General features: G+C 45.8%; 32 protein-coding genes. All 32 read right to left on the minus strand.

Going from position 1 to position 22,471, the window contains the following annotated elements:
• Position 1 precedes the first annotated feature (1 nt).
• The 32 genes from N473_RS25370 to N473_RS25525 all read right to left on the minus strand — a co-directional run bounded on the left by N473_RS25370 (position 2) and on the right by N473_RS25525 (position 22,467).
• Positions 2-208, minus strand: a complete 207-nt coding sequence (locus N473_RS25370) for a tail protein X (RefSeq protein ID WP_081221443.1) — start codon at positions 206-208, stop codon at positions 2-4.
• Complete coding sequence (locus N473_RS25375) at positions 198-599, minus strand: phage tail protein (RefSeq protein ID WP_063370366.1); 402 nt, start codon at positions 597-599, stop codon at positions 198-200. The genes N473_RS25370 and N473_RS25375 overlap by 11 nt, the downstream gene beginning before the upstream one ends.
• Positions 589-4,086 carry a phage tail tape measure protein gene (locus N473_RS25380; protein ID WP_063370367.1) on the minus strand — a complete coding sequence of 1,166 codons (3,498 nt, stop codon included), beginning with the start codon at positions 4,084-4,086 and terminating at the stop codon, positions 589-591. Before N473_RS25380 ends, N473_RS25375 begins: the two co-directional genes overlap by 11 nt.
• Before the next feature lie 280 nt (positions 4,087-4,366).
• Positions 4,367-4,633 carry a phage tail assembly protein gene (locus N473_RS25390; RefSeq protein WP_063370369.1) on the minus strand — a complete coding sequence of 89 codons (267 nt, stop codon included), beginning with the start codon at positions 4,631-4,633 and terminating at the stop codon, positions 4,367-4,369.
• A complete protein-coding gene (locus N473_RS25395) occupies positions 4,626-4,811 on the minus strand; it encodes a hypothetical protein (protein WP_063370370.1) in 186 nt (61 codons plus the stop codon). The genes N473_RS25390 and N473_RS25395 overlap by 8 nt, the downstream gene beginning before the upstream one ends.
• Entirely contained in the window at positions 4,811-5,332 is a 522-nt protein-coding gene (locus tag N473_RS25400) for a phage major tail tube protein (protein WP_081221444.1), read from the minus strand. Before N473_RS25400 ends, N473_RS25395 begins: the two co-directional genes overlap by 1 nt.
• Positions 5,332-6,507, minus strand: a complete 1,176-nt coding sequence (locus N473_RS25405) for a phage tail sheath subtilisin-like domain-containing protein (protein ID WP_063370371.1) — start codon at positions 6,505-6,507, stop codon at positions 5,332-5,334. The genes N473_RS25400 and N473_RS25405 overlap by 1 nt, the downstream gene beginning before the upstream one ends.
• Position 6,508: 1 nt before the next feature.
• Complete coding sequence (locus tag N473_RS25410) at positions 6,509-6,955, minus strand: hypothetical protein (RefSeq protein WP_063370372.1); 447 nt, start codon at positions 6,953-6,955, stop codon at positions 6,509-6,511.
• 2 nt (positions 6,956-6,957) lie between these two features.
• The gene (locus N473_RS25415; RefSeq protein WP_063370373.1) at positions 6,958-7,758 is read right to left on the minus strand and encodes a hypothetical protein; all 801 of its coding nucleotides are present in this window, start codon (positions 7,756-7,758) and stop codon (positions 6,958-6,960) included.
• 2 nt (positions 7,759-7,760) lie between these two features.
• Positions 7,761-8,297, minus strand: coding sequence for a phage tail protein (locus N473_RS25420; protein WP_063370374.1), 537 nt, complete (start codon positions 8,295-8,297; stop codon positions 7,761-7,763).
• Positions 8,294-9,280 (minus strand): phage tail protein I, encoded by a 987-nt coding sequence (locus N473_RS25425; protein ID WP_063370375.1) that lies wholly within the window; start codon positions 9,278-9,280, stop codon positions 8,294-8,296. The genes N473_RS25420 and N473_RS25425 overlap by 4 nt, the downstream gene beginning before the upstream one ends.
• Positions 9,273-10,274, minus strand: coding sequence for a baseplate assembly protein (locus tag N473_RS25430; protein ID WP_063370376.1), 1,002 nt, complete (start codon positions 10,272-10,274; stop codon positions 9,273-9,275). Before N473_RS25430 ends, N473_RS25425 begins: the two co-directional genes overlap by 8 nt.
• Positions 10,271-10,600 (minus strand): GPW/gp25 family protein, encoded by a 330-nt coding sequence (locus N473_RS25435; protein WP_196766483.1) that lies wholly within the window; start codon positions 10,598-10,600, stop codon positions 10,271-10,273. Before N473_RS25435 ends, N473_RS25430 begins: the two co-directional genes overlap by 4 nt.
• Positions 10,601-10,602: 2 nt before the next feature.
• Positions 10,603-10,800, minus strand: coding sequence for a hypothetical protein (locus N473_RS25440; RefSeq protein WP_063370377.1), 198 nt, complete (start codon positions 10,798-10,800; stop codon positions 10,603-10,605).
• 2 nt (positions 10,801-10,802) lie between these two features.
• A complete protein-coding gene (locus N473_RS25445) occupies positions 10,803-11,372 on the minus strand; it encodes a phage baseplate assembly protein V (RefSeq protein ID WP_063370378.1) in 570 nt (189 codons plus the stop codon).
• Positions 11,369-11,905 (minus strand): hypothetical protein, encoded by a 537-nt coding sequence (locus tag N473_RS25450; protein ID WP_063370379.1) that lies wholly within the window; start codon positions 11,903-11,905, stop codon positions 11,369-11,371. Before N473_RS25450 ends, N473_RS25445 begins: the two co-directional genes overlap by 4 nt.
• A complete protein-coding gene (locus N473_RS25455) occupies positions 11,902-12,318 on the minus strand; it encodes a gp436 family protein (protein ID WP_063370380.1) in 417 nt (138 codons plus the stop codon). Before N473_RS25455 ends, N473_RS25450 begins: the two co-directional genes overlap by 4 nt.
• A gap of 2 nt (positions 12,319-12,320) precedes the next feature.
• Positions 12,321-12,746: an HI1506-related protein gene (locus tag N473_RS25460; protein ID WP_063370381.1), complete on the minus strand. Its 426-nt coding sequence runs from the start codon at positions 12,744-12,746 to the stop codon at positions 12,321-12,323.
• 50 nt (positions 12,747-12,796) lie between these two features.
• Positions 12,797-13,690 (minus strand): Mu-like prophage major head subunit gpT family protein, encoded by an 894-nt coding sequence (locus N473_RS25465; RefSeq protein WP_063370382.1) that lies wholly within the window; start codon positions 13,688-13,690, stop codon positions 12,797-12,799.
• A 1-nt stretch (position 13,691) separates the two neighbouring features.
• A complete protein-coding gene (locus tag N473_RS25470) occupies positions 13,692-14,072 on the minus strand; it encodes a hypothetical protein (protein WP_063370383.1) in 381 nt (126 codons plus the stop codon).
• Positions 14,069-15,256, minus strand: a complete 1,188-nt coding sequence (locus N473_RS25475; RefSeq protein ID WP_196766484.1) for a phage protease — start codon at positions 15,254-15,256, stop codon at positions 14,069-14,071. Before N473_RS25475 ends, N473_RS25470 begins: the two co-directional genes overlap by 4 nt.
• A 91-nt stretch (positions 15,257-15,347) precedes the next feature.
• Complete coding sequence (locus N473_RS25480) at positions 15,348-15,884, minus strand: helix-turn-helix domain-containing protein (RefSeq protein WP_081221448.1); 537 nt, start codon at positions 15,882-15,884, stop codon at positions 15,348-15,350.
• Positions 15,885-15,967: 83 nt separating this feature from the next.
• Positions 15,968-16,213: a hypothetical protein gene (locus N473_RS25485; protein WP_063370385.1), complete on the minus strand. Its 246-nt coding sequence runs from the start codon at positions 16,211-16,213 to the stop codon at positions 15,968-15,970.
• Positions 16,214-16,222: 9 nt separating this feature from the next.
• Positions 16,223-16,480 (minus strand): hypothetical protein, encoded by a 258-nt coding sequence (locus N473_RS25490; RefSeq protein ID WP_063370386.1) that lies wholly within the window; start codon positions 16,478-16,480, stop codon positions 16,223-16,225.
• A 147-nt stretch (positions 16,481-16,627) separates the two neighbouring features.
• Positions 16,628-17,092: a phage virion morphogenesis protein gene (locus N473_RS25495; protein WP_063370387.1), complete on the minus strand. Its 465-nt coding sequence runs from the start codon at positions 17,090-17,092 to the stop codon at positions 16,628-16,630.
• A complete protein-coding gene (locus N473_RS25500) occupies positions 17,079-17,798 on the minus strand; it encodes a phage minor head protein (protein ID WP_081221449.1) in 720 nt (239 codons plus the stop codon). Before N473_RS25500 ends, N473_RS25495 begins: the two co-directional genes overlap by 14 nt.
• Positions 17,785-19,356 (minus strand): DUF935 domain-containing protein, encoded by a 1,572-nt coding sequence (locus N473_RS25505; protein ID WP_063370389.1) that lies wholly within the window; start codon positions 19,354-19,356, stop codon positions 17,785-17,787. The genes N473_RS25500 and N473_RS25505 overlap by 14 nt, the downstream gene beginning before the upstream one ends.
• Complete coding sequence (locus tag N473_RS25510; RefSeq protein ID WP_063370390.1) at positions 19,357-21,003, minus strand: terminase large subunit domain-containing protein; 1,647 nt, start codon at positions 21,001-21,003, stop codon at positions 19,357-19,359. It lies immediately after the preceding gene.
• Entirely contained in the window at positions 21,003-21,587 is a 585-nt protein-coding gene (locus N473_RS25515) for a DUF3486 family protein (protein ID WP_063370391.1), read from the minus strand. The genes N473_RS25510 and N473_RS25515 overlap by 1 nt, the downstream gene beginning before the upstream one ends.
• Before the next feature lie 2 nt (positions 21,588-21,589).
• Entirely contained in the window at positions 21,590-21,892 is a 303-nt protein-coding gene (locus N473_RS25520; RefSeq protein ID WP_063370392.1) for a hypothetical protein, read from the minus strand.
• Entirely contained in the window at positions 21,882-22,055 is a 174-nt protein-coding gene (locus N473_RS26420; protein ID WP_155735741.1) for a hypothetical protein, read from the minus strand. The genes N473_RS25520 and N473_RS26420 overlap by 11 nt, the downstream gene beginning before the upstream one ends.
• Entirely contained in the window at positions 22,048-22,467 is a 420-nt protein-coding gene (locus tag N473_RS25525) for a DUF2730 family protein (protein ID WP_063370393.1), read from the minus strand. The genes N473_RS26420 and N473_RS25525 overlap by 8 nt, the downstream gene beginning before the upstream one ends.
• Positions 22,468-22,471: the final 4 nt, after the last annotated feature.

The raw sequence follows: 22,471 nt of genomic DNA on the forward strand, positions 1-22,471 counted from the left end.
ATTAATCCCAAAGCTTAATAGAGTTAGTTTGAGTGTATTGCTGAACGATTTCAGGTAACACAATTAGGGTGCCTAGGGGCAAAATGCAGGGTAAAAGCACTAGGTCAAGGTTAGCTTTATATACGGCTTCAACAGTGCCATTTAAATGTCCATAGTGCGTGTAACAAATTTGGTCTAGGCGCTCACCTTGTTTACTTCTATATTTCATCATCTCCCCCGTAGTATTTGAGCGTTAAGTTAAATTCAATTTTTTCAGGTACGCCAGCGCGTCTAATATCGGTGTGCGTTTCTTCTATGCGTTCAACAACAAACTCCCCCCAAACAAAACCAAAACCATCAACGAGTAATAACGGGAGTCCTTGAGCTGCTTCAGCCCGCATTTGGTCAACTTGTCTCAAGCCGCCATTAAAATGGGGGTAGATAGTTCCTGTTACTGTTATTTCCTCATTTCCTAGTCCAAGGTATTGCATAGCTGGCCTTCGACTGATGCGCTCTTGCGTTGTCCACCGATACTCTGTGATTCTTTTTAGTTCAGAATAAGCAGCAGTAGGCACAGAAAAACGGTATCTACCTAGTGCCAACATAACATCACGAATCATACAATTTACCTCGTTCTCTTTGTGCTTTGCGTTTATCAATTTCTCGCATGATGCGGTCTATCAGTTCTTTGCTGTTTTCATTTGGTTGTTGATTGATAGTGACATGCCATGTGTGGTACTCGTTGTGTTCTTGGGTGGGTGTCGTTTCACTATTCGAGTATTGAGAAATGAGTTCATTAAATTGAAATTGCTCTTTAGTAAAAGTTTGAGGTAGTGCTTTAGTTGTGGGCAGCGTATCTAGTTCATAGCGAGCCGCACCAACAACGTCTGGAACTTTTGATGCTGTCACATGTTGATAATGCTGTGTAATTGGCTGAGTTAACGGCTGTGGTGTTGTTGATTGAACAGTGTGCAACTGCTGTATAACAGGTTGTGTCAATGTGGGCGCGCTGGCTTCAGGTAGTGCATTAAGTTCATAGTGAGCCGTACCAACCGTATCTGGCACTTTTGGTGCTGTCACAGGTTGATAATGCTGTGTAATTGGCTGAGTTAACGGTTGTGGTGTTGTTGATTGAACAGCGTGCAACTGCTGTATAACAGATTGTGTCAATGTGGGCGCGGTGGCTTCAGGTAGCGCATTAAGTTCATAGCGAGCCATACCAACAGTATCTGGAGCTTTCGGTGCTGTCACAGGTTGATAATGCTGTGTAATTGGCTGAGTTAACGGTTGTGGTGTTGTTGGTTGAACATCGTGCAGCTGCTGTACAACAGGTTGTGTCAATGAGGGCGCAGTGGTTTTAGGTAGTGTATTAAGTTCATATCGCCCCGTGCCATCAACATCTGGCACAATCGGTGTTTTCGTCGCTTTGTATTGCTGTTGAATGGGCTGTACTAGCGCACTTGGTTGATTTGGCTGTTGCACAGCTGCCATAGCAGGTGTTACTGCTAGAGCGCTAGCAACGGTAACTGGTTTAATTAACTCTGTAACTGGCCTTTCTTCATCTCCAAAGCCTATCATGCCCCCAATTTCAGAAATGGTATCACCTAACCAGCCAATACTCTCAATTGATTTTTCAATAAACCAACTAGCAGCTTGAAATGGTGCTGTGACGAAATTAACCAAACTGCCAAACACAGCACCAATCGCTTGGCCAGCGCTAGTAAAACTTTTTAGTTCTTCACTGGCAATATTTACTGGAGTGAATAACTGGGAGACCCAACCAACTACCGAACCAATTTTGTCACCAACCCAGCCAAACATTTGGCCAAGAGGTGCAAGGCTCACTTTGATAGGCTCAATTGCTGCAATAAACCCATCTTTTACACCGACCATGAAGGCTTTAATAGGTTGCCAGTACTTGTAAATCATTAGAGCGCCTAGCGCGATAGCCGAGATTGCCCACCCAATTGGCGTCGTCATCAATGCAATACCCATGGCATTTATACTTGTAATAACGGTGGGTATCGTCACTGCACTGAATGTTGTTAACCCAGCTCTAAGCGCAGTAATTTTACTACCAAATGCAGCGATGCCTGGACTTGCCCCAAGTGCATTCGTTGTTGCTGCTGTTGTAACAGCGGTGGAATTAAACTTGGTTAAATTTAAACGGCCTAAAGTGACCATTGAAGAGAGGGTTTTAACAGCAATGCCTGCTTGTATGCAGCCGCCAATCATGAATGACCATGCATAACCTGTAGCAACCGATGCAACTTTTAATGTGGCGAGGCCAACTGCCAAGCCGACTATTACCTTAGTTGCAACTGGAAATGTATTTGCGACAGCGGCAACGCTATCTACCGCCTTGCCGAATATATCAGCTGCAAAGTTTATTGGTGGCAATAACACAGAGCCAATCGTCACACCTAAGCGAGTCACGCGATTTTTTAACAGTGTCAGGCTGTTTGCTGTTGTATCACTTCGTGTCGCAAATTCGTCTTGCATAGAGCCTAAATACTGACTTTCATCAGACACTAAACGCAGCGCCTTTTTGTAGTTACCTAGGCCGCTTATGAGCTTGGCCATATCGTCTGAGTATTCAGCCCCAAATAAATCTGAGAGCGTGCCCACCACATCATCTGAGGTTTTAACCGATTCTAAAAAGCTAATCAGTGCACCTTGCGCATCATCTTCAATGGCACTTTTTAGGTCAGTCGCATTGAGTCCAATTTCACTGAGCGCATTGCCAAATTTTTTGCCTTGCTTGTCTGCTGTACGCAATTTTAACAGCATGGCATTGATACCTGTCGCAGCAACTTCGGGTGGTGTTTTTAACTCTAAAAATGTCGCACTTAATGCCCCAATTTGTTGGCCTGTTAGACCAAACATTTGCCCCATGCCTGCTGTTCGGTTTGTAATATTGAGCATGTCGCGGGCTTGCGCATCCATGTTGTTTGATAAGTGGTTGAATGCGTCACCTATCTTAACAACGTCTGATTGTCCTAGTTTGAGCTGAGAGCGCAGCCCTGTCATCGCAGAGCCAGCCTCTTTACCAGATAAATCAAATGCAACGCCCATCTTTGCAGCATCTTGAGCAAATGTGAGTAGTTCATGTCGAGCAATACCTGCTTGGCCCGCACTTGCCACAATGTCGCCAATACCATCAGCAGCCATAGGAATGACCGTACTTAAATGCAATATGTCTTGGCCCATTTGCGCAAATCCCGCAGGACTGTCAAAGTTAACAACCTTGCCAACATCGGCCATCACGCTTTCGAACTTCACAGCAGCAGCGACAGGGGCCAGCATTGCGGTGCCAAGCGCGGCAGCATCGAGCATTTGGTTTCGATAATGGTCACGGCGCTGCATCACTGACTCGTGCCGCTGCATTGCGGTGTTTAACTCTGCGTATTGCCGTTTCAGCGATTTAACTGTCTCGCCAAGTCTAATTTGCTTTTGCGTTAACTGGCTTGTTGAAAGTCCTGCACTGGTCAGTGCTTGTCGATGCTTGGATAGGGCGCGTTGAGTATCGCCAAGTCGTGTATCTAGTTTATTTAGCTCTTTGTGTGCAGCACCGACTTTTTGTTTGAGTTTTTGGTGCTCGGCCTGACTTTGTGATAGCGCGTTGTTTGCTTTTTTGAGGGCTGTTTCTGACGCGCTATAGGTTGCTTTTGCTTTTTTAACTTCTTGCGTTGCAGCGTTAATTGCGGTTTTCATACTCGCACTTTTTGTGCTCGCTGCCGCGTACTCTTGCTTTAGCTCTTTCAGCTTTGCATGCGCACTTTCATAGCTTCGTTTCGACGATATAACGGCTTTAGTTGCTTTGTCCGCAGCCTCAGAATAGCTTAGAGTTGTTGATTGAGATGTTTTTAGCGCTGACTGATATTGTTGCAACTGGGTTCGCGCATGTTCAATATCATTACGAGTTTTTTTTAGCTGCTGACTAACAGCTTGAAACCCAGTCACAGACGCAGAAGTAGACTCTACCTGTTTTACTGTCTCGCCCAATCTGTTAAATTGGTTCATACTTTGACCAATTACAGTCTTAAATGAACCTGCGAGCGCTGCGCCAATGACAACTGAAACTGCTAACGATTTACCTATGGCCATCTCTACTACCTTGAACTATAAATTGTTGTATGTACCGTGTTTATTGGGTTCTATCGCTTATTTTCTGGTGACTGAGGGGTGGTTAGAGGCTCTGATTGGAGCCCCAATTTTTGCGGCGTTTCTTACTTTTGTGTTGATGTTGGTTTTATTTGCAATTGCAATGATAGCTACTTTTTGTCAAGCAGTGCTTTTAATTCTGCGTGCCATGATAGCGCCTCTTCTGCCGACATCTCCAACCACTCGCCAATCCCGCCTCCCGTAAAGTGTGAAAGTGCCAGAACTAGTTGCTTGATGGTGCTGGCGTCGAGCGCAAAAAACCTTTGAACGTTTCTTGAATTTGTTGATAGTCAGACAGGTCCAATTCTTCGAGCATATCCGGCGCTTGGCCGCATAAATCTGCAAACATTCGCTGTTCTGATTGCACCTCATCGAGTTTCATCGATTGTATGCGTAACTGATCTTTAAACTTAGGGCGTCGCATTTGCAGTTCATTAATGGTTTCGCCCTGGTACTCAACTGGATAATGTAGTTTGATAGTCTCAGTCATGATTTACCTCTTTGCCTTGAGTTTTCGCGTTGCGCTTAGTTGGTTTTGTTTCGCTCAGCTTGCCAGCGGCCAGCCAATTAGCGGCTTGTTTTGGAGTTAGCTCGATGGGTTCGTGTTCTTGAATACTCCGAGCATTATGAGTAATGGGCGATAACGTCCAATATGTTTGTTTGGTCATTAAATTGTCCTCTCTAGCAAAAGCCGCCGTTGTAGCAATCGGTCAACACCATTGACAATTTCAACACCGTTAATGAAGTCAAATTCATAAATAGTCTCGCCTGCGTATTTAAGCTTGTAATATGTCAGCGTTGCTTTTAGTTTTAGCTCCCCACCTTTTTTTGGCTCCCACGTACCAAAGTCGATTTCTGTCCAGCGCCCTTGCATTATGATTTCAAGTGGCTTTTCAAGTGGGATATTCTCCGCCTTGAATGCACCTTTGAGGCGAATCCTTACGCCGTTAATGTCTTGTGTGCCGTAGAGCTTTAATAGACTAGGGCTCGGTTCCGCAATCACCATTTCAGACAACTCAATCTTGTCTTGCCCCTGATCTAATTCGATGGGGCCAGTTAACCCTGCACCTTGATAATCTTCTGTAATGCGTGACAGTTTCGGGAGCTGTATTGATGTGCATTTCCCACCATATGTGCTGCCATCAACAAAGACGTTAAAGCCCTTTAGCGTTTCGGGTAAATTCAACATTAGAAAATCTCCTCTAAATACCTATCTGTTAACAGTGACCTGAATGTCACTGATTCAGCGGGATACACTGGCGTAAAATCAAAATCGAAATAAGTTTTGCCTTGGGCGATGTTCGCGGGGGTGTTGAGTTCAGGGTCTGCCCAGCATTCGCCATTTACAATTGCACCTATGCTTTTTAAGTGGCGAAGATAAGCGTTAACTGATGCAACAACTTCATTGAAGTAAGTCGGGCCATTAATTCCTTCATCGACTGCCCATAAGTGTGCAGCGAGAATTGAATCATTGATGATGTCAGCTGAGCGTGCAACGCATTCATACATCCACTTTGTATCTGACGAGCAATTACGTGGTCCCCATACCCGATGGCCTGCTTCATTGATGATTGTGCCAACGTGTTGCTCATTTAACAGATTGGCGCGGCTTGCTTTGTTGCCAAGTTCGAAGTCAATATGTCTTGATGTACCAGCAACACCATTGATGAGCTTGTTACTGATTGAATGCCAAAAGCCCTGCTCGTTATCTAATTTTGCTCGAAGACCAGCAAGTCGTGCGCTTGGTGGTTGTGTGATATATCCATCACTGACAGTATCCCAAACATTTACCCACGGGTCGCAAATGTATAGTCGTTTAGAACCAAATTTATTACGCAGCGTGATTGCGTCCGCATCCACCGTGTTGGGACCGGACGCATAGACCATTGCACGTAACGTATCGGCTAGGCTGACTAGCGACGTTATGACAGGCTCCTGATGGTCAAAGCCAGGGGCACATAAAATTCGAGGTTTAACACCTAACACATTTTTAGCTGCTTTAAGAGCTTGGATGCCTGTGTAATTGCCTGTTGCGCCATCAACACCGCCGATGACATTTGATAACGTTGTAGCAGGGTTTAAATCATCCTCAACGCGTACAACTACAATAACTGCGCCGCAATGGTCAAAAATTGCATCAAGTGCCTGTGGTAATGTGCCACGCCCAGAGTCTTGTGGGTCTAGTTTCGCGGCTTCAGTCATATTCCCTGCAATTAGCACGGGGGTATTAAGCGGAAACGCATTTGCATCAGCATCAGGTGCTGTGCCCACAATGCCAATGACACTTGTGCTTGCTGTTTGGATTGGGCGTGGGCCATCGTTGAGTTCAAGGACCTGCACGCCATGTAAATAGTCTGTACTCATGTCATTTCTCCTGTTGTATCAGCACATCAGTCACTGCTGTTGAACGCTGCTTTATCTCATTGATAACAGTGTCTTGACCTTTGTGTATGTACGCGAATTTAACTGTGCCTGCGTCAACATCGGCAACAATACTTCCAAGTTTGTCATTGATTGATTGCGCAGATTTTCGAACATCATCAAGTGACTGTGCAGAGTTCAGCGCTGAGCATAGCTTTACGATTTCGTATAGCAGTATTTGTGTTGTGTCCGCAGTAGTCCCTAAAATCGTTTGGTAATCGCCAGCGTGGTTTTCGATATCTGTTCTGACTATGTCGCGTTGCTCGCTCGGTGTCATAATGATTTCAAAATCAGATGCGTTATTAGCATGTGTATATGCGCTAATACCGCGAAACTGTGCGTGCGGCCCGTCGAACTCGATCATGCGTGTTTTTTTATTAATTAATTTCATCGTTATTCACCTTTGTTATGACCATGGTGCACTATCCACAGTCCTTTGATATGTATTGGCTCTGGCCCTAGATTGATGATTCGAACAGTTGAAAAACCTGCTGATAGCGGGCTTTCTACATTCTCAGCAATGGCAACTAAATCATCATAATTTGTGATTGACCAAGAATGACCTTTTATTTCCATATTTGAGATTTGATTCACTAGAGTTCGCGGGGTTGTAAAATCATGCGGCACAGTCGTCCACTGCGACTCCGCGCCAAGGCTATTGATTAAAACAGCAATACGTCCAGTCGGTTTATTCGAAGGGTGCGCATTGTCGCCAACTGCGACGTTCATATACACTGAAATACGGCCTGTAAACTGGCTTGGGGCAGGCTCAGAATAATAGACAGCTTTGCCTGGCAGAGTTGCATATAGCTCCGTGTAATAACTATGTGTAACGTTACCGTCGGCATCGACAGCATGCGGTGCATAATCACTGGCTGTTGAAAACTGGAATGCAGCAGCTTCGGCTAATGTACCAAATCGGGCTGGAAGCGTGATTGGCGTTGTGGTCTGATCTTTTAGCGTATCAACCATGCTAAATCCCACATGTTTTGTCGCTAACCATGCGTCATATTTGCTTTGTGCTGCACTTAACTGCTGCTGCACTGTGACATCAACCTCATTGAGTTTTGTAGATACAGTACTATTGATTGCTGACATTTTATTTGTGACTTCACCAGTCAGCTCTGAACTTGCACTCACCAACTGAGCATTAGTTTGCTGTAATTGAGCAACAGATTGTTCAAGTGTTGGCATTGTTAAACTCCTATGTTCATTAGTTTGTCGTTGAGAAAGATTTCTCGGTGATTTGATTTAATTTGTGCTGTTGCAATACGTGTTTGTGCGTCGCACATTGCAACGAACTCAGCGCCGTAAAACATGTTGATGTCACCAGTTGTCGTTACATCAATTGCGGACACAGGCACAGCGCTCAGTAACAAGTCAAAACCTTGAATTACGGTGCTCAGCGGTGTTTGATAAAACAGCGTGTTGTCAGGGTGTGACCACGCAGCGAATAGCGTACCGTCTTCTAGAAAAAAGCCTACCTCGCGTACAGGATATTCACTCGTGCTTTTAAACTCTGCTGTAATATGAATTTGTCCAGGTCCTGCATCTGCCACGCTCACGACTTGCGAGCGGTCACGTTCGTTACGTAATGCTGTTTGGTCACGTGTTGGGGTGTAACCCACGGTGCCGACTGCAATATGCGAAATATTGATATGAATGCCAGAATCCTTAGCATTTGCAGCGGCGTTTATGCCCGCCTGTGTGATTATCGGGGTGTAGTCGCTCATTGGCATACCATCCTATTTGTTTGAATACATTTGGTGTTGATACTGGACGTAATCACATGTGTGCAGGTGTGCAGTGTGTTATCAGGTGCACAAGTAAACGGCGTACGAGCGTTGACTATGTTGCTCGCTGCGGATTGCAAGGTATGTGAGCCAGTGTGTAGTGCGTTGTCAGGGCTGCTTATAAATTCACGCCGACTATTCACCGTGCTGCTCAGCGCTGACTGAATAACTTGGCTGCTTGTATGTAATGTGTGATCGGGTGAGCCAGTTAACTTGGCTCGGCTATTGGCCACATTGCTGTGTGCTGATTGAATAACGTGGCTGCTTGTATGCAATGCATTATCAGGTGCGCCTGTTAATTCGGCTCGACTATTAGCAATGTTGCTCGTTGCTGATTGAACAACATGGCTACTGGCGTACAATGTGTTATCAGGCCCGCCCGTAAAATCCATGCGTTGTACATTGCAGCTTGTAGTTGCTGATGCAATAGATATATGCTGGTCCATCTGCACACCGACATTGAAGTCAATGTGACTACGCGCGGGTTTTATAGCTGCAACAATTCGCCATAGCTGAGCTTGTAGCTCTGGCGTTAGCAATGAATCGCCTGTTTGGTTAAGGTTGTTGCGCACTAATGCGATCAATTTTGCAGTGTGAGGTACGCCTCCATTTTGCCACCATTCCTCAAGCTCAATATGTGCATTCAGTGCTGTAAGAGCGCGTTTTACAGCACCAGCCGTACCCTTGATTCTGTGTGTCGGAACAGATTCTGCGATGACTGTGCGCTGTATTGATTCATGCCATGTGCTGTCCCATTCATCCACGCTGAGCGCATGGGCAAGCCAAGGTAACAAATGTGCAGGGCAACGCTCTGGCGACCATAAATCACAAACTTGTACAGGCACATCATCAATACGTGCGCTGACTTGCTCTAATGCTTTTTCTTGCTGTGTGGCGTTACTGGGTAATAGCTGCTCAGACATTGCGACCACCTGTTGAAATATTGACAGAGGTGCAAAACGCAGCTTGATGTCCGTTCACCACCAAATCATTGGCCGGAGCAAGGAGTTCAACACGCTGCACGCCAGGGCGGTGCAAGACTGAATAGAGCGCGGAGAGCGAAATGTCGCGGCCCAGCTTATGATTATCAATCACCCATGCTTGTACTGCGGTTTCTGCCGCTTGTCTTACACTTTCTGCGTCAGGACCAGGATAAAAGTGAAGCACTGCCTCAATCTGATATTCGATGATTTCAGTCGGGCGTAGTCGAACATGATCTGTGAGGGGGCGCACGTCATCCGCATTTAAATGAGCCAAAACAGATTGGTTTAATTCCGTTGTCGGTGTGCCATTGGATTGCGTCGAAAGCACCGAGATAGCCACATCTCCTGGTTGCGGATTTGCTAACCCCGCATCATAGGTGCACTGTAAAATGGTTGTGCCAGCAGGTAATAAAGCCAATTGCTCATTACTCAATTGAGCTGATGCAAATATGGGCGCGTCAACAGCCACATCTTTAACAAAAGAGGATACCCGCATGGCATGAAACACATATGCGCCAATAGGCCCTGCTGTGCTGAACCCTTCAAGAGCTAGCTGAATACGCTCTCTGTAGCGTTCGTTATCCTCATATGTTGCCGGAATAGGTGGTAGTGCTTGCGGGTCTCCAGCTTCAACTATCTGACGCTCTACGCCAAATCGTGCGCCTAAATAATCCAACTCTGTATCCGCCGCCTTGGCAAGTAATACGGCTTCTGCCGCTTCGTTTACGCGTTGTCGCATTTTCAGCTCACGGTATGCAAACGCTTCAATAAGCTTTACTGCTGGTTCACTGGCCAATGTGATCTCAGCATCGGGATAACGCGCTTTATAGTCTGTGAGCATGTCATTTTTGATTTGCTCATAGCTCAGTGGCTCGATGATGTTTGGCGGCGGCAACTTGGATAAATCAATGCCTGTAAAGTTAGTCATACTCATAGTTGAATACCCTCTAACTTAAGTGGCTCGCCGTTGATTACATATGTCCCCTGTAAATCAATAATGAGTTGCCCTGGCGTGTGGTTTGCAACTTGTACACGGCTAACTTTATATCGTGGCTCAAAGCGTCTGAGTGCTGCTGCAACACCTGCGTATATCTCAACTAATGTCGTATTATTCACGGGGGCATCTATTAGGCTGGGTATCACACTGCCGTAATCTGGACGCATCACGCGCGCACCAATCGGTGTTGTTAGTATGTCGCGAATAGACTGTTTCAAATGGTCAATGACTGAGATGCGTTGACCTGTGCTTGCATTCATCATGGCTACTTCACCTTATACTTACCAGCAGATGAGCCGGATGGTACTTGGACTTCTGCATCGGCTGTGATCGTGTTTACCACCGCTTTTGAGAGTGCTTTAACCATAGGGCCAATCATTGCGTGTTGGTTATCAGTCACAAACCCTTCGGCTTCTAGCTCGCTAATCATGGCGCTTTCAAGTGCGCTTGCAGTTAGAGGCATGTTTAAACTCCTGCTTTTACGGTTGATGAACCAACGGGGTGATTACTCCCCGAAAAAACACATGTATGTCCTGTCGTAACACAGGGTTGACCACCATTAAGTGCAATGTTGGCGGCATCAATGGCGGCATCTCCAGTTACCGTTGCCGTGAGTGCACCTGCAACAGTCGCTGTTGCATCTCCGTGTGTACTGACGTTAATGTCTCCAGCACATTGAATACTCAGAACACTGGTTGTGCTGTCATAACGCACCTCTGTGCCGTCATTAAAAATGACAACATCCATGTCATCAGCAGTCTCTGGAGAATCCAGTTCTGTTGTGTATAAAATTTGTATGATGATTGCCTGAGTTAGCTCACCAGAAGGACTGGCTATCAGACATTGAATACCTGGCTTGAGAGGTCTCCAACGGATGTAGTTAGCCGCTACATCTGCGGGCCATGGCAACCAACCTGTAATGAGTTCACCAACCGCAACTTTTAGCTTTTTATTTTCGAGGTCAACTTCATGGATGGCACCAACCATCAATAAATTGTCAAACCTGCGTTTAAGCTCTGCAACGTCAAAACTCATGATAGATTCACCTTTGTATAGTCAGTTTCATGGTCTGCGCCGATATGGGGCGCAATGCCTATGTTCAGTTCATTCGGTTGTGGGTGTTGCGGCTCTGGCTCTGACGTATCGACACGTATCAATTGACGCCATCGAATCACCCACAAGCTGGTTGCATGGCGGCCAGTTGCACTGGTAAACAAATTTTTAGCGGCAACATCTGAGGCAGAATGTGCGCACTCATAACCAAAGCCTGAGTCATGGATAAGATTTGTAATGCCATCTATATAACTCAATGCATCTTCGAGTTGATGGTCTGGCCTGCCTGAGGTCACGATGTACACCATCGGAATGATGGGTAGGTCATAGCCGTTGTGCTTGTCGATTTTGGGTTCAACATATCCCAGCGTAACTAACATCGCAGGTGTTGACGCACCAATGCGTGCAAGCTCATCATTATTGACAGCGCCAGGATGTAACTCACATTCTTTCAGATCAGGAAACTGAACAGCGAGTACATCGCGGACTGTGAGCAAATAGCTTGATAGACTCATATCCAGCCGCCTGTTTTGTCTCTGCTAAATACCGACTCAAAGCTTTGCATTTCAGCTAAGTCCAGCGCTTGGGGCTCTGGTTCGCTGGCTTCAAGTCCTAAGCTCAATTCGCCTTTACTGATTTTGGTCAGCAGTTGCATGGCTGATTTTTTATCTTCAGTCACACGTTCAGCAGGGCGCTGGTCAATGTCTGCACGCACAATGTTGATAGCGATGCGTTTTAGAACGCCAGGCACAGTTGGCAGTGGCAGCGGATAGCGCATCGCAATATGTGCATCAATCACCTCGTTTACGCTGCTAATTGCGTCTGTTAAACGGGTTTCGTTGATCGCATCTTCACCGCGTTCGGCGGTGAGCGTGACAAGTTCACGCTCACCGAACTTTGCTATCAAATCATCGCGTGTGCAGTACATAATCAGCCCACCTTAACTACATTTTCTTGATACCATTTCCATGCAGCGTCGCGCTCGGCTGCGCTTGGCGTAACTTCACCCACACCTTGAACGTGACAAGTGAGATCTGCGCAGTTTGGTTTAGCATCCGGTTTACTTGCATACATCACCGCAATAATGTGTGCTAACTCTTCTGGTGCATCTCTTAAATCGAGCGCTAAAGCGTTATCCAGACTCTCTGAGTCCAGACAGCCCCCTTTGCTGGAAAGCTCATCTGTCGGATTTTCCGTGACGCGAATGTGGGGATCTGCGTGTAATATCGCCAATGCATCTTTAGTAAGTTGCTCTGCTGATAATTCGGTTTTACCCGACACAAATCTAAAACCAGCTCGGTGATAGTGTTGCTGACGCGGATTATGTACCGTGACAGACGGCAAACGAGTTTCCATAACATGCTCCTACCTTTTTGAATGTGGGGCTAAGCCCCATTAATTTCGGCTTAGTCCAACCACTCAGAGGCCAGTACTTCCACTTGGTTATAGTTGGTGTTGCTTGCACCACCTTCTTTTTGCATGGCTTTAATAAGTTGGTTTGCAGCGGCTAAGTGCTCAGCACCAACAACAAGTAAACTTGGCTTTATCCCCAGAGGGCGGCCTTTATCACTTTTGAGTTGCATCATGCGTTTAAACGCGACATTAAAGTTATCTGCGGTAAGTTCGGCTTTAGACATAAATGCCTGTTGCCAGAATCCATAGCCTGCATTTACACGAGCATCGACACCATACAAATACTCGTCAGCCATAAACACGCGATCAGATGTGCCGTCGTCAGTCTTAGCTGTGAGTTTGTAGTCTCGTCGTTTCTGGAAAATAAGCGGCTTGAGAGGGCGTCTTGCATCCAGTAAATACCAAGGAACTCCAGTGCCATCTTGAATATTAGAGACAAGTTTCATGTTTTGACCTTCGCCCATCGGGTGCTCAGGATCAAAATAGGGTTGGCCGTCGTAGCACAAGTTTTGTGTTCCTTTAGCTAAGCAGTCATAAACTAACTCATCAGGGTGTGACGCAGCTGCATAGCCCATATCTTCAAACTTCTTGAATACACCACCCAATGTATTGTCTTCGATGTAGTCTTTTAAAATGCCTTCAGTCGCTTCGAACTTTCTATTTTTAAGCGAGTATCCATGCATGGCCATCTTGTTCACTTCACGGTCACCAATCCATTCGCGCAACCTAGAGAACTCGCCCATCCACGCATAATCTTCTGTCGCTGTTGTTGATGAAACTTCGGTGGCAATTTGTGTCCAGGTGGGTGTGTAAGTGGCTCGACCTTGCTGGAATGCCGTTTGCACCCCTGTATAAATTGAACGAACGACGTCTGCTGTAATGTCCATGTTAAACTCCTAGATTGACCCAAACGCCTCGGCTATCCACTTCGGTGATAGTCCCAGCCGTTGAGCGGGTATTGGTTGCTGAATCAATAGAAAGATTGCTGGTTGCATCAACAAAAAATGCGGTTTGCCCCACATGGGTTTCGTTAATGTCGCCACTGTTCGGGAGCATGTGCTCGCCAATTTCAACCGAGCCACGAATAGCTTTATCAACACCTTGGCTGTTATCCACTGTTTCGCGTATAACGCCTGCGCATACGCCAACAGCACCAACTGAAACCAATAATCCATTGCTCAAAATTGCAGGCTTGTTTGCGGTGAGCTTTTCACCTCCCGCCAGTGGATAGCCACGAAAGCGACCATCACGTGTTGCTATTGCGCTCATTGTTGTGCTCCTTTTTGTTTCTTGAATGCCTCTGGATCAAGACCCGACGCTTTAAGAACGGCTAAATCAGCGCTGTCTAGCTCGCCACTATCTTGGCCTTTTGGTGGTGTTTTCGTGGTGGTCGTCGTTTGCTGGCTCTTCAATGCCGCAATCGGCGTACGCGCATCTAATTGGGTTTTCAGTACCGCCGCGCCTTGTTGTTCGCCAAGTTGTTTAAAATAATTGGTTTCAGCGTTTGAGATGCGGCCCTCTTCACGGGCTTTTTCAATCTGTTGCTCAATAGATAGCGTGCTGTTTTCCGTGCGCAGGGTAGCTGTTTCGCTCGCTAATGCGTCATAGTCCGCACGTGGCACCCACTTTGTTAAGTCTACTTGGCCGTTGCCGCCAGCGGCTTTAAGTGCGGCCACTTGTTCGTTCGCACTTTTGAGTTGTGCGGTTTTAATGTCTGTTTCGTCAGCCTTGGTTTTTAGTGCTTTGAGTGCTGTGGTTGCTGTGGCGTACTGCTCGGCTGTCGGTTCTTGGCCATCAGCCACGGTTACGCCTAACAGCTTTAGCAGCTGCGTTGCTTCATTCATGGTTTTATCTCCGGGGGTTTTAGTTTTGAGTGCCACCACGTTTTCCATGCCATCTATAGCAGGGTCGTTTGTGAGGGCAAAATGTCTGAATCGAATGGGTCTGCCATCTGACCCATAGTCAAAAACTGGGCTGATATAGCGGTATTCATCTTCACGAAGGGCCGCTGACGCTTTGGGTGTCCACTTAACATTGAGTGCAAACACACCTTTGCCTGGTACATATTCAAAAGATGAGGGCTTTACCCAACCAGAAGCCGGAGCAGGCTGGCCGTTTTTCTCGGTAAAAATAGTCTGGTGCTCGTAATCAAAATGCAGGTCATTAGTGCGGCTATCCAGATAGTGTTGGAGCATGGTCCATGCTATGTCATCCATTAGCCATGCGCCGTGCTCGGTGTCGTTTGGCCGACCATCTACGCTGGATTTAAAAAATCCATCAGGCACCACTTGCACGCGGGGACTGACGCCGTTTTCGTCAATCTCAATGTCAGAGATTTTGCAAACCGCAGTACCAAACGGACCCGTATGTTGATTTGATAAAACCGCTAAAAAAGCACCGTCCATAGGGCGAGTGCGTCCAAATTGCTTGCGGTCTCTTTTGTGGTTATTCATCGCTGACACCATGTGTTTATTCAATGGTGTCAGTATCTGATTTAGGCGGTGGGAAGTATTTTAAACTGGATTAAAAAAATATCGGTATGCTTTAATGCTGGGCTTTCTCATCATCTTTAGGATTTATTTTGGCATACAAATAAAGGCCACTATTAGTCAAAGCCCATATAGGCCCATTATCGCCAAATGACTTTTTCACATAGTGATGTTCTAACAACCAATTCAGATAGCGACTAACAGTTGTCCTTTTCATATTTGTGTCTTCTGCTATTCCAGAAGCATAACGCCAAGTATATTTGTGATGCCTAAGCGCTTTGACTATGGCTTGAACATCTATTGGTATAGTATGTACATCTACTTGTTGGCCTGATACCTCTTTGTCATCTTTGATTACTTCGGTTTCTTTATCTAGCACTGCTTGTATTTGTTCGCTTTTCAATAAAGCTTCAACGCCTGGCGCTTTAAAATGTTTGAATTTATCTAGATTCGCGAAAGTCAGCCCTAAAAATCCTATAGCGATAGCTAGTCCCATTTCGGCTGTTTGATTACAAACACCAAAATAGGTTGGTACTGTGAGCAAATAAATCGCAGATGCTACCTTGAATATTGAGTTCGGATTGCGGCTCATGATTAATTCCCTTTCCAATCGACAAAGTGGGCACATGAAAGAATAACGCCGCAATTGCGGCGTTATAGCATGAGGTTGTTGGCTTAAAACTTAAAATACTGTAACTCTAGCCCTGAACGATTCAGTGACCACTTGGCATTAAAATACCAACCATCTAAATTGCATGATGCATCTTCAATCATCAAGTTAATCTGCTCTCTATCACTCATGCTAACTTCACCCCTTTCAAAAAAAATGGGCTCCATTCCAGAGTTGCTTTGCGTTCTTTCTATATTACTCGATGCTTTTGAAATTAAGTTTTCAATTTTTGATTCTAGTTGCTCATTCATTTTCAAGCCCTAATAAACCATAACTTCGAAGATATTGGATAGAACTTTGTTGTTGTGTGAATACGTCCAACCATCCATTTCTAATCCACTACGGATTGTTTCCATAACATGCAGTGCTACGCCATAAGGGACATTTTGTTCAAATTTCAATTCGCCGAGGTAACCGCCATCTTTACTGAGCTGTAAATTTATGCATTCGAGTGTTTCGGAAAGTTCTTTTTGAATTAATCCTTCGTATTGTTTTAAAAATTCAGTTTTTGTTGTCATGATTTATTTCCTTTCAATGATGAATTTAGAATAACACTAGCACTACTTATATCTATAAACCAACTTTAGAAACGTTTCGAAACGGGGTTAACGCTCATAACATGACTTCAGTCATGCCATCGTAGCCTAAAACAGTCTTAGCGCATCTCAGGGGCGCACAGCGCCCATCATAAAATCTTCAGTTAGCTGTATAATTTCGCCCTCATCATCGTTGGTCAGCCCTAAGAATTGACGACTAGGCACTGCTGCCGGACCAGATGCCATATCATCGGTGCCGCCCCATTGCATGAGCGCAGCTTGAACGCGGTTAGAACCAAACTCAACGCCGCCATCATCAGCAAAGTATGAAAGGGTGTCACGCAGAAAATCATTCTCTCGTAAAATCGAGTTTGTGTTTTTGGTCTTATTCTTCTTGGTGGACTCTTTCAGAGGTTCCCAGTTCGAGCCGTCGGGCGCTTGCTCTTTATCCCAGCGCTCTATTGTTGATAGGTGTAGATACTCGCCAATGTCTTGGTGTAACGCCTTTGGGTTTGAGAGTTCAGACACCATCTGATTGAGCTGTGTTGATAGCTGCCGATCATCAAATTTTAGATTTAGCTTAACTCCGGCCATTTCGCTTTTCCTCTCTAATCTGCGCTAAGCGCTCACTGGGTTTGATTGCACCTGGTGCGTAGTCAAAGCCAGGGTCGATACCTACTGGCACCTCATGTACTTCTCCAGTTTTCTTGTTAACCCAATCGTACATACCATTATCTGGGGCTTTACCAACGGAAAGCCCCAGGCGTTGCAAATCCCGTTCGTTCATCGCAAGAACCCTACATTTGCAGCCCCAACCATTACTAGGGTAATGTGCTCGCCACCAAGGGTCATCAGCATGTAATGTAAGTGTATCCCACTGTAGATGTATCACCCTAGGGGATTCTGAGTTGCCATGTTTATACATCCAAAACGGGCGTGTTTCTTTTATAGCTTGCAATTGCTGATAGCGCCCTGCGTTATATGACTGGCGCAAATTGGTCTCGTAAATAACGTGACTGCGCCAACCTGGTTTGCCCACATAATCCCATCCGGCACGTTGAACAATATCTATGAATTGGCTTTGAAACGCTTTGAGGCTCATACCGTCCGCAATCGCTTTGTCTACTGCGTCGCGCAGACTCTCCAGTAAATCCTCCTCGATGGCTCCAGCAATAATAAATGCATGGTCGTGGGCTTCCTGCCATATCTCATCCCAGCTCTCACTGGGCAGTGAAAGCTTATCTCTAAAGAAGGTTATCGCCTCATTAAATGGTAAGTCGCCATATTCAACGGCCATCATCTACCTCCGCACGTCCAAGCAATGTGCTAGCAGCAATGGCGAGTTGCATTTGTGCGCCTAGCTCACTGGTGTTTAGCTCTCCAGCTAACGCGATAATATTTGAGCGCAGTTCTTCTAGGCTATTTGCTTTCAGCACAGCTTGTTTGACGGGCTCCAGCAATGTATCCATCAATGGACTGGCGATTTTTTGTAGCCTAGCTTCAAGCGCGTCTAAGTCTTCCTGCTCTGGTTCCTCGGTTTTTAAAGCTGCTGTTTGTGTTTTAAGTGTGGCTGTGTCAACTGGAGTGGTGGCCGTCACTCTCCCTAACACTGGCTCATCATTTTCAACGGCGGGTATTTGTAATTTATCTCGCAGCCATCTCACTGGAATTGGCATACCCATATCAACCAAATTAGGCACGCTATCTGAATACAGCTTGATGTCTTCTGGTTCACTCAAATCAAACTCAAAGCGGGGCATACGACGCGGGCCAGAATAAGAGCGACCATTGAGCGCGTATAGCGGGTAAACAATATCGCGTGTAATTGTTGCGGCCAGCTCCATGGCGTCCGACTCTATAATGTCGTCCATCACATCCTGGTGCACTCGGCCTAGGGCATTGGTTGATGTTGCGCCATCAGCTTGGCCTGTCAGGGTGCCGCCAAGTAGTGCTTTTGATTGCGTCTTTTCACACCATGCAACAAAGTTTAGAAAAGGATCTGCTTGGCCTTTGGCTGCTTCTTTAAAATCAATCTCCATACCTTTGGGGATGATACCGCCTGCATTGTGTCCAATGGACAAAACAGCACGCATAAGCGTTGATTTTTCTTTGCCACTCGCTCCGGCTGGGTATTTACCAATCTTGCTAGGCAAACCATAAATTTCAAGGAACTCAGCCAAGTCTCTAATCGAATAATTCTTAAATAAGAAAGGCCAAGCTAAATTCGATGTCAGGCCCGCTCTGTGCAGATAGCCAGATTTGCTGCGGCTTATATGTGTTACCCACCCGAACGGATTGAGCGCTGTACCGCTTGGGTCGTCGCTGCGCAGCCTTAGTTCGTTACGGTTCTCTTTGCCTAGCTGAAATAAACCTTGTTCTCGAAATTCTGCGCCAGAGATCATATGTGTTTTTTCAACGTACTCCCAGCGTAGTTCGCTCATGCTGAATGATTTTAAAATACCGTCTGTCATGTCGAATAACAGATCATTAAACCAGGTAGCGTCCTCAAGTAGTTCAGTAATTAAAGCAGCGTCTGCTTTCTCTTGGTCGGTAGCATTACGCGGTGGTTTGATAATCCATGGCAATGAGCGCACAGCACGGCGACGTTTACCCAGCTCAGCTATAAGGTGACTGTCTTTGTCTTCCATATCGGTCGCTAAGTCAGCTAGGGCTGATAAATCACCTTGCTCAACACGCTTCATCAATTGCGCTAGTTTTCTTGGTGTTAGCCCTTGAGTTGGGTTGTCACTGTAGCGTTTTAGTAACTGCTGTACACGGGCGTTATCGTCTGTTTGTTGCTCGTCTATAGTCAGTTCAAACGGCTGGCCGTGAATATCTAATATTTTTGATTGAGCCATTTAGTAGCATCCTCCGCTGAACTCCAGTGCGTCATATTCAAAATCGTCATCGTCATCGTTCTCACCTCGACCATTTGGTAATGCTGTAAACTCAATCGCAGTGCCATCCATCCAACTAGCACGGTTAGCCATTGCCAAACCAACAGCAAAATCGCCATGGCGCTTGTCGGTTTTTTTCTTTCCGCTGTGGTCTTTGGTTTTGCCCTTATCAATCTTGGGGATGCCATTGATGACTTTAATTTGGCACATGTCATCCAGCACATTTTGGTGTCTGGGGATCTCTAAATTACCGTCGTCTAGTTCACCTTTTAGCTTTGGCATCCATTCAGCGTACCAGTTGTCATTGAGGTGGACGCACTCGATTAATTCAATGCCGAACTCTAGTGCAGACGCTTCGGCCAGATAGCCGCCGTTACCCGTCGCGTCAAATGCTGCACCTCTCAGTCTGGGCAGTCCACGTAGAATAAAAAACACAACTTGCTTTTGGACCTCATAAGGTGCGTTTTTTATCTCAATCACAAATGGGACACGCTTATGCAGGTCAGCACGTATACGCATTGGGACTAACGAGGTTAAGTCTCCTACACGCGCGAAATCTTCACCAAATGCATGTTGTTCATCTGGGTTAAGTTGATCGAGTAGAGGCTGAATAACATCCTTACAAAATCGTTCAGTTTCTTTAAAACGCTGCTCCTTGGTCCATGTCATCCAATCGTCTTCACACGTTAATCTATGAATTGGAATGCCTTTGGTCATGGCTTCTTCAATCACAACACGCTTTAAATAGTTACCGCCGCTTTGTTTGGGAATACAAAAGTACTCCTCATTTGCAGAGTCTTTATTGGGGGATTCATCAATGCGGTCTTGTCGCCACTTTGTCTCAGCTTCAGGCGACCATTCCCAGCCTTTAACAAAACAAATGCGTTTGTATAAGCCATCTTTTAGCGCATCATCTAGGGTGATTCTGTGCACAGAATAAGGCTTTTTACCCTCGCGGGCATCTTTTATGTACTCATTAAATAGGTTGTCTACACCATTATGTGTTGAGATGATGCGAACTCGACTACCCCACATACGCAGCGCCATAGCAGCCTGCAATAGTGCGTCCAACGACTCATGGAATGCAGCCTCATCAATAACAACATCACCCTGCAATCCACGCAAGTTTGAGGGGCGACTTGATAGCGCTTGAATTTTAAATCCGCTATTAGGAAAGCGGATCATGTAGGTCAGTATTTCCTCTTTCTTTTCACTGTCCCAAAATGTTTGCTCGTAAACATCGGCTTTGGCCAACTGGTTAAACGCACGGGCGAACAGCGCACAGGCAGCGATGTACTCAAGCGCCATCTCTTGTTTTGACCCTACATAAAAAACGTTACTACCGTCTCGTTTTTTGGGCTTGCTGGCTGTAATAACATTTCGGCCAGCTTCTGCCCAGGTTAACCCTGTTCTGCGTGACTTCTCAGCAATACATACACCGGATTCATCTTCAAACCAGCGTTGCTGGTAGGGTAAAAACACAGCCTGTTTTTCAGGTACTTCAAACTCATCAGCGTCAGGAACATCAACGCCATAAATCTGCATTTCCGCTTTTAGGTCTATTTTGGTGGGGCGACTGGTTACCACCAATGCGGGTTTATCACTCATTATGCTTTACCCAGTAAAATGCCACGGATTTTGTCTTCTAGCGCCTCACTCATGCCGTCTTCACCGCGCAATTCATCACCAACAGCATTTGCAGCTTCTTCTGCATAAGCTCGGCGAATATCTGTTTCACGCTGATGTGCGCGCATTGCTGTTGATTCCAGTCTCTGAGCGGCCAACATGGCATCTTTAATCATGCCTATGTCGATCTCATCTTCTTCATCGGGGTTGAGCATTTGGCGTTGCATTGCAGCAAAGAGTTGACTGCGGCCCATCTCCAAAATCATTTTGGTTGTATCGCCTGTGGGTTTGTCACCCAGTTCGGCGGTGAGTGCGCTGGTCGTTGCGCGCAGTTCCCTGAGTCGCTGGCCTATTGCCTCAGTTTTTTGAGCATGACGGCTGAGGCCTGAGCGTGAAATAGTGGCCTCTTCAGTCAATCCTGCATCAAGAATTAACTTATTCACTTCCAGTAAAATGTCGGCTTGTGAATTGCCACCATCACGCAGCAATTCATCAAGTCGTTTTTTTATATTCTCTGGCAGCGCGTCAATTTTTGATGGTTTACCTCTGCGTACAGCGTCATTCATGGCTATACGCTCCGAGGTGCAGGGCGTCTAATGCCTGGGACAATGCTGGTGCCCTCGGCCACATCAACGCCAGCGCTCGTAATACGGGCAACCCATGTATTTTCGCTGAGCCGTTCGTTTTTAACGTAGCCGTTTTGTTCTAGCCAGTTCAATAGCGTTTTAAGTTGGTCAAGGCTGCAACCAAGCCCGTAACGTTTAAGCACATCACGTAACATGCTGGTGTTTGCGCCGTAGTCTGACGACTCCTTAAGCGCAATGAGTATGCTGATACGTTGGTGCTCCGCTTGTACTTCATTAATCGGCATGAAATAACCCTCTCAATTTTGAAAATAATTCAACAGCTAAACAGCCCAAGACTTTGCTGAGTTGTTCTAACAATTCAGCAAGCTTAAATCCGTAGCTCAATCCAGAACCCAGCGCGATACCTGCGCCAACAATTGCAAAAAAGGTGGTCACATACTCAATCATTACGTTTCTCTCTTAGTTCGTTTTCCATTAGCAAATCAGTCAGCCTAGTTACACTACTCAGTCCAGGCTTTACCGACTCTATGTTTGTATTGAGCCGTTCAATCTTTAGTTCTAACGCGTGTAAATCTTCAGATGTGGGAACCTTGGCTAATTGATTTTCAAGCTCTTTAACATCTTCTTTTATGTCGCCCTTAACTACGCTTATCTGCTCCTGTAGCTCGGCTTTATGCTCTGCTAGCTGTTCTGTTACAGCAGCTTTTAAATGCGAAATTTGCTCTGTTGTTTGGGTTTTATGTTTGTTGAACTCTGGGCGTGATGGAAAGCGTATGTACAAAAAAGCCATGATCAAAACACCTAATGTACCGAGCGCGCCCATAATCACTGTTTGCCATTTTTCAAAAAAATCCAACATAACT

The sequence above is a fragment of the Pseudoalteromonas luteoviolacea CPMOR-1 genome (genome assembly GCF_001625685.1).
GTDB lineage: Bacteria > Pseudomonadota > Gammaproteobacteria > Enterobacterales > Alteromonadaceae > Pseudoalteromonas > Pseudoalteromonas luteoviolacea_K.

Bases quoted from the DNA above. Each gene is read 5' to 3' on its own strand.
- N473_RS25370 (WP_081221443.1), bottom strand. From the start codon at position 208: ATGAAATATAGAAGTAAACAAGGTGAGCGCCTAGACCAAATTTGTTAC.
- N473_RS25375 (WP_063370366.1), bottom strand. From the start codon at position 599: ATGATTCGTGATGTTATGTTGGCACTAGGTAGATACCGTTTTTCTGTG.
- N473_RS25380 (WP_063370367.1), bottom strand. From the start codon at position 4,086: ATGGCCATAGGTAAATCGTTAGCAGTTTCAGTTGTCATTGGCGCAGCG.
- N473_RS25390 (WP_063370369.1), bottom strand. From the start codon at position 4,633: ATGACTGAGACTATCAAACTACATTATCCAGTTGAGTACCAGGGCGAA.
- N473_RS25395 (WP_063370370.1), bottom strand. From the start codon at position 4,811: ATGACCAAACAAACATATTGGACGTTATCGCCCATTACTCATAATGCT.
- N473_RS25400 (WP_081221444.1), bottom strand. From the start codon at position 5,332: ATGTTGAATTTACCCGAAACGCTAAAGGGCTTTAACGTCTTTGTTGAT.
- N473_RS25405 (WP_063370371.1), bottom strand. From the start codon at position 6,507: ATGAGTACAGACTATTTACATGGCGTGCAGGTCCTTGAACTCAACGAT.
- N473_RS25410 (WP_063370372.1), bottom strand. From the start codon at position 6,955: ATGAAATTAATTAATAAAAAAACACGCATGATCGAGTTCGACGGGCCG.
- N473_RS25415 (WP_063370373.1), bottom strand. From the start codon at position 7,758: ATGCCAACACTTGAACAATCTGTTGCTCAATTACAGCAAACTAATGCT.
- N473_RS25420 (WP_063370374.1), bottom strand. From the start codon at position 8,297: ATGAGCGACTACACCCCGATAATCACACAGGCGGGCATAAACGCCGCT.
- N473_RS25425 (WP_063370375.1), bottom strand. From the start codon at position 9,280: ATGTCTGAGCAGCTATTACCCAGTAACGCCACACAGCAAGAAAAAGCA.
- N473_RS25430 (WP_063370376.1), bottom strand. From the start codon at position 10,274: ATGAGTATGACTAACTTTACAGGCATTGATTTATCCAAGTTGCCGCCG.
- N473_RS25435 (WP_196766483.1), bottom strand. From the start codon at position 10,600: ATGATGAATGCAAGCACAGGTCAACGCATCTCAGTCATTGACCATTTG.
- N473_RS25440 (WP_063370377.1), bottom strand. From the start codon at position 10,800: ATGCCTCTAACTGCAAGCGCACTTGAAAGCGCCATGATTAGCGAGCTA.
- N473_RS25445 (WP_063370378.1), bottom strand. From the start codon at position 11,372: ATGAGTTTTGACGTTGCAGAGCTTAAACGCAGGTTTGACAATTTATTG.
- N473_RS25450 (WP_063370379.1), bottom strand. From the start codon at position 11,905: ATGAGTCTATCAAGCTATTTGCTCACAGTCCGCGATGTACTCGCTGTT.
- N473_RS25455 (WP_063370380.1), bottom strand. From the start codon at position 12,318: ATGTACTGCACACGCGATGATTTGATAGCAAAGTTCGGTGAGCGTGAA.
- N473_RS25460 (WP_063370381.1), bottom strand. From the start codon at position 12,746: ATGGAAACTCGTTTGCCGTCTGTCACGGTACATAATCCGCGTCAGCAA.
- N473_RS25465 (WP_063370382.1), bottom strand. From the start codon at position 13,690: ATGGACATTACAGCAGACGTCGTTCGTTCAATTTATACAGGGGTGCAA.
- N473_RS25470 (WP_063370383.1), bottom strand. From the start codon at position 14,072: ATGAGCGCAATAGCAACACGTGATGGTCGCTTTCGTGGCTATCCACTG.
- N473_RS25475 (WP_196766484.1), bottom strand. From the start codon at position 15,256: ATGAATAACCACAAAAGAGACCGCAAGCAATTTGGACGCACTCGCCCT.
- N473_RS25480 (WP_081221448.1), bottom strand. From the start codon at position 15,884: ATGAGCCGCAATCCGAACTCAATATTCAAGGTAGCATCTGCGATTTAT.
- N473_RS25485 (WP_063370385.1), bottom strand. From the start codon at position 16,213: ATGAATGAGCAACTAGAATCAAAAATTGAAAACTTAATTTCAAAAGCA.
- N473_RS25490 (WP_063370386.1), bottom strand. From the start codon at position 16,480: ATGACAACAAAAACTGAATTTTTAAAACAATACGAAGGATTAATTCAA.
- N473_RS25495 (WP_063370387.1), bottom strand. From the start codon at position 17,092: ATGGCCGGAGTTAAGCTAAATCTAAAATTTGATGATCGGCAGCTATCA.
- N473_RS25500 (WP_081221449.1), bottom strand. From the start codon at position 17,798: ATGATGGCCGTTGAATATGGCGACTTACCATTTAATGAGGCGATAACC.
- N473_RS25505 (WP_063370389.1), bottom strand. From the start codon at position 19,356: ATGGCTCAATCAAAAATATTAGATATTCACGGCCAGCCGTTTGAACTG.
- N473_RS25510 (WP_063370390.1), bottom strand. From the start codon at position 21,003: ATGAGTGATAAACCCGCATTGGTGGTAACCAGTCGCCCCACCAAAATA.
- N473_RS25515 (WP_063370391.1), bottom strand. From the start codon at position 21,587: ATGAATGACGCTGTACGCAGAGGTAAACCATCAAAAATTGACGCGCTG.
- N473_RS25520 (WP_063370392.1), bottom strand. From the start codon at position 21,892: ATGCCGATTAATGAAGTACAAGCGGAGCACCAACGTATCAGCATACTC.
- N473_RS26420 (WP_155735741.1), bottom strand. From the start codon at position 22,055: ATGATTGAGTATGTGACCACCTTTTTTGCAATTGTTGGCGCAGGTATC.
- N473_RS25525 (WP_063370393.1), bottom strand. From the start codon at position 22,467: ATGTTGGATTTTTTTGAAAAATGGCAAACAGTGATTATGGGCGCGCTC.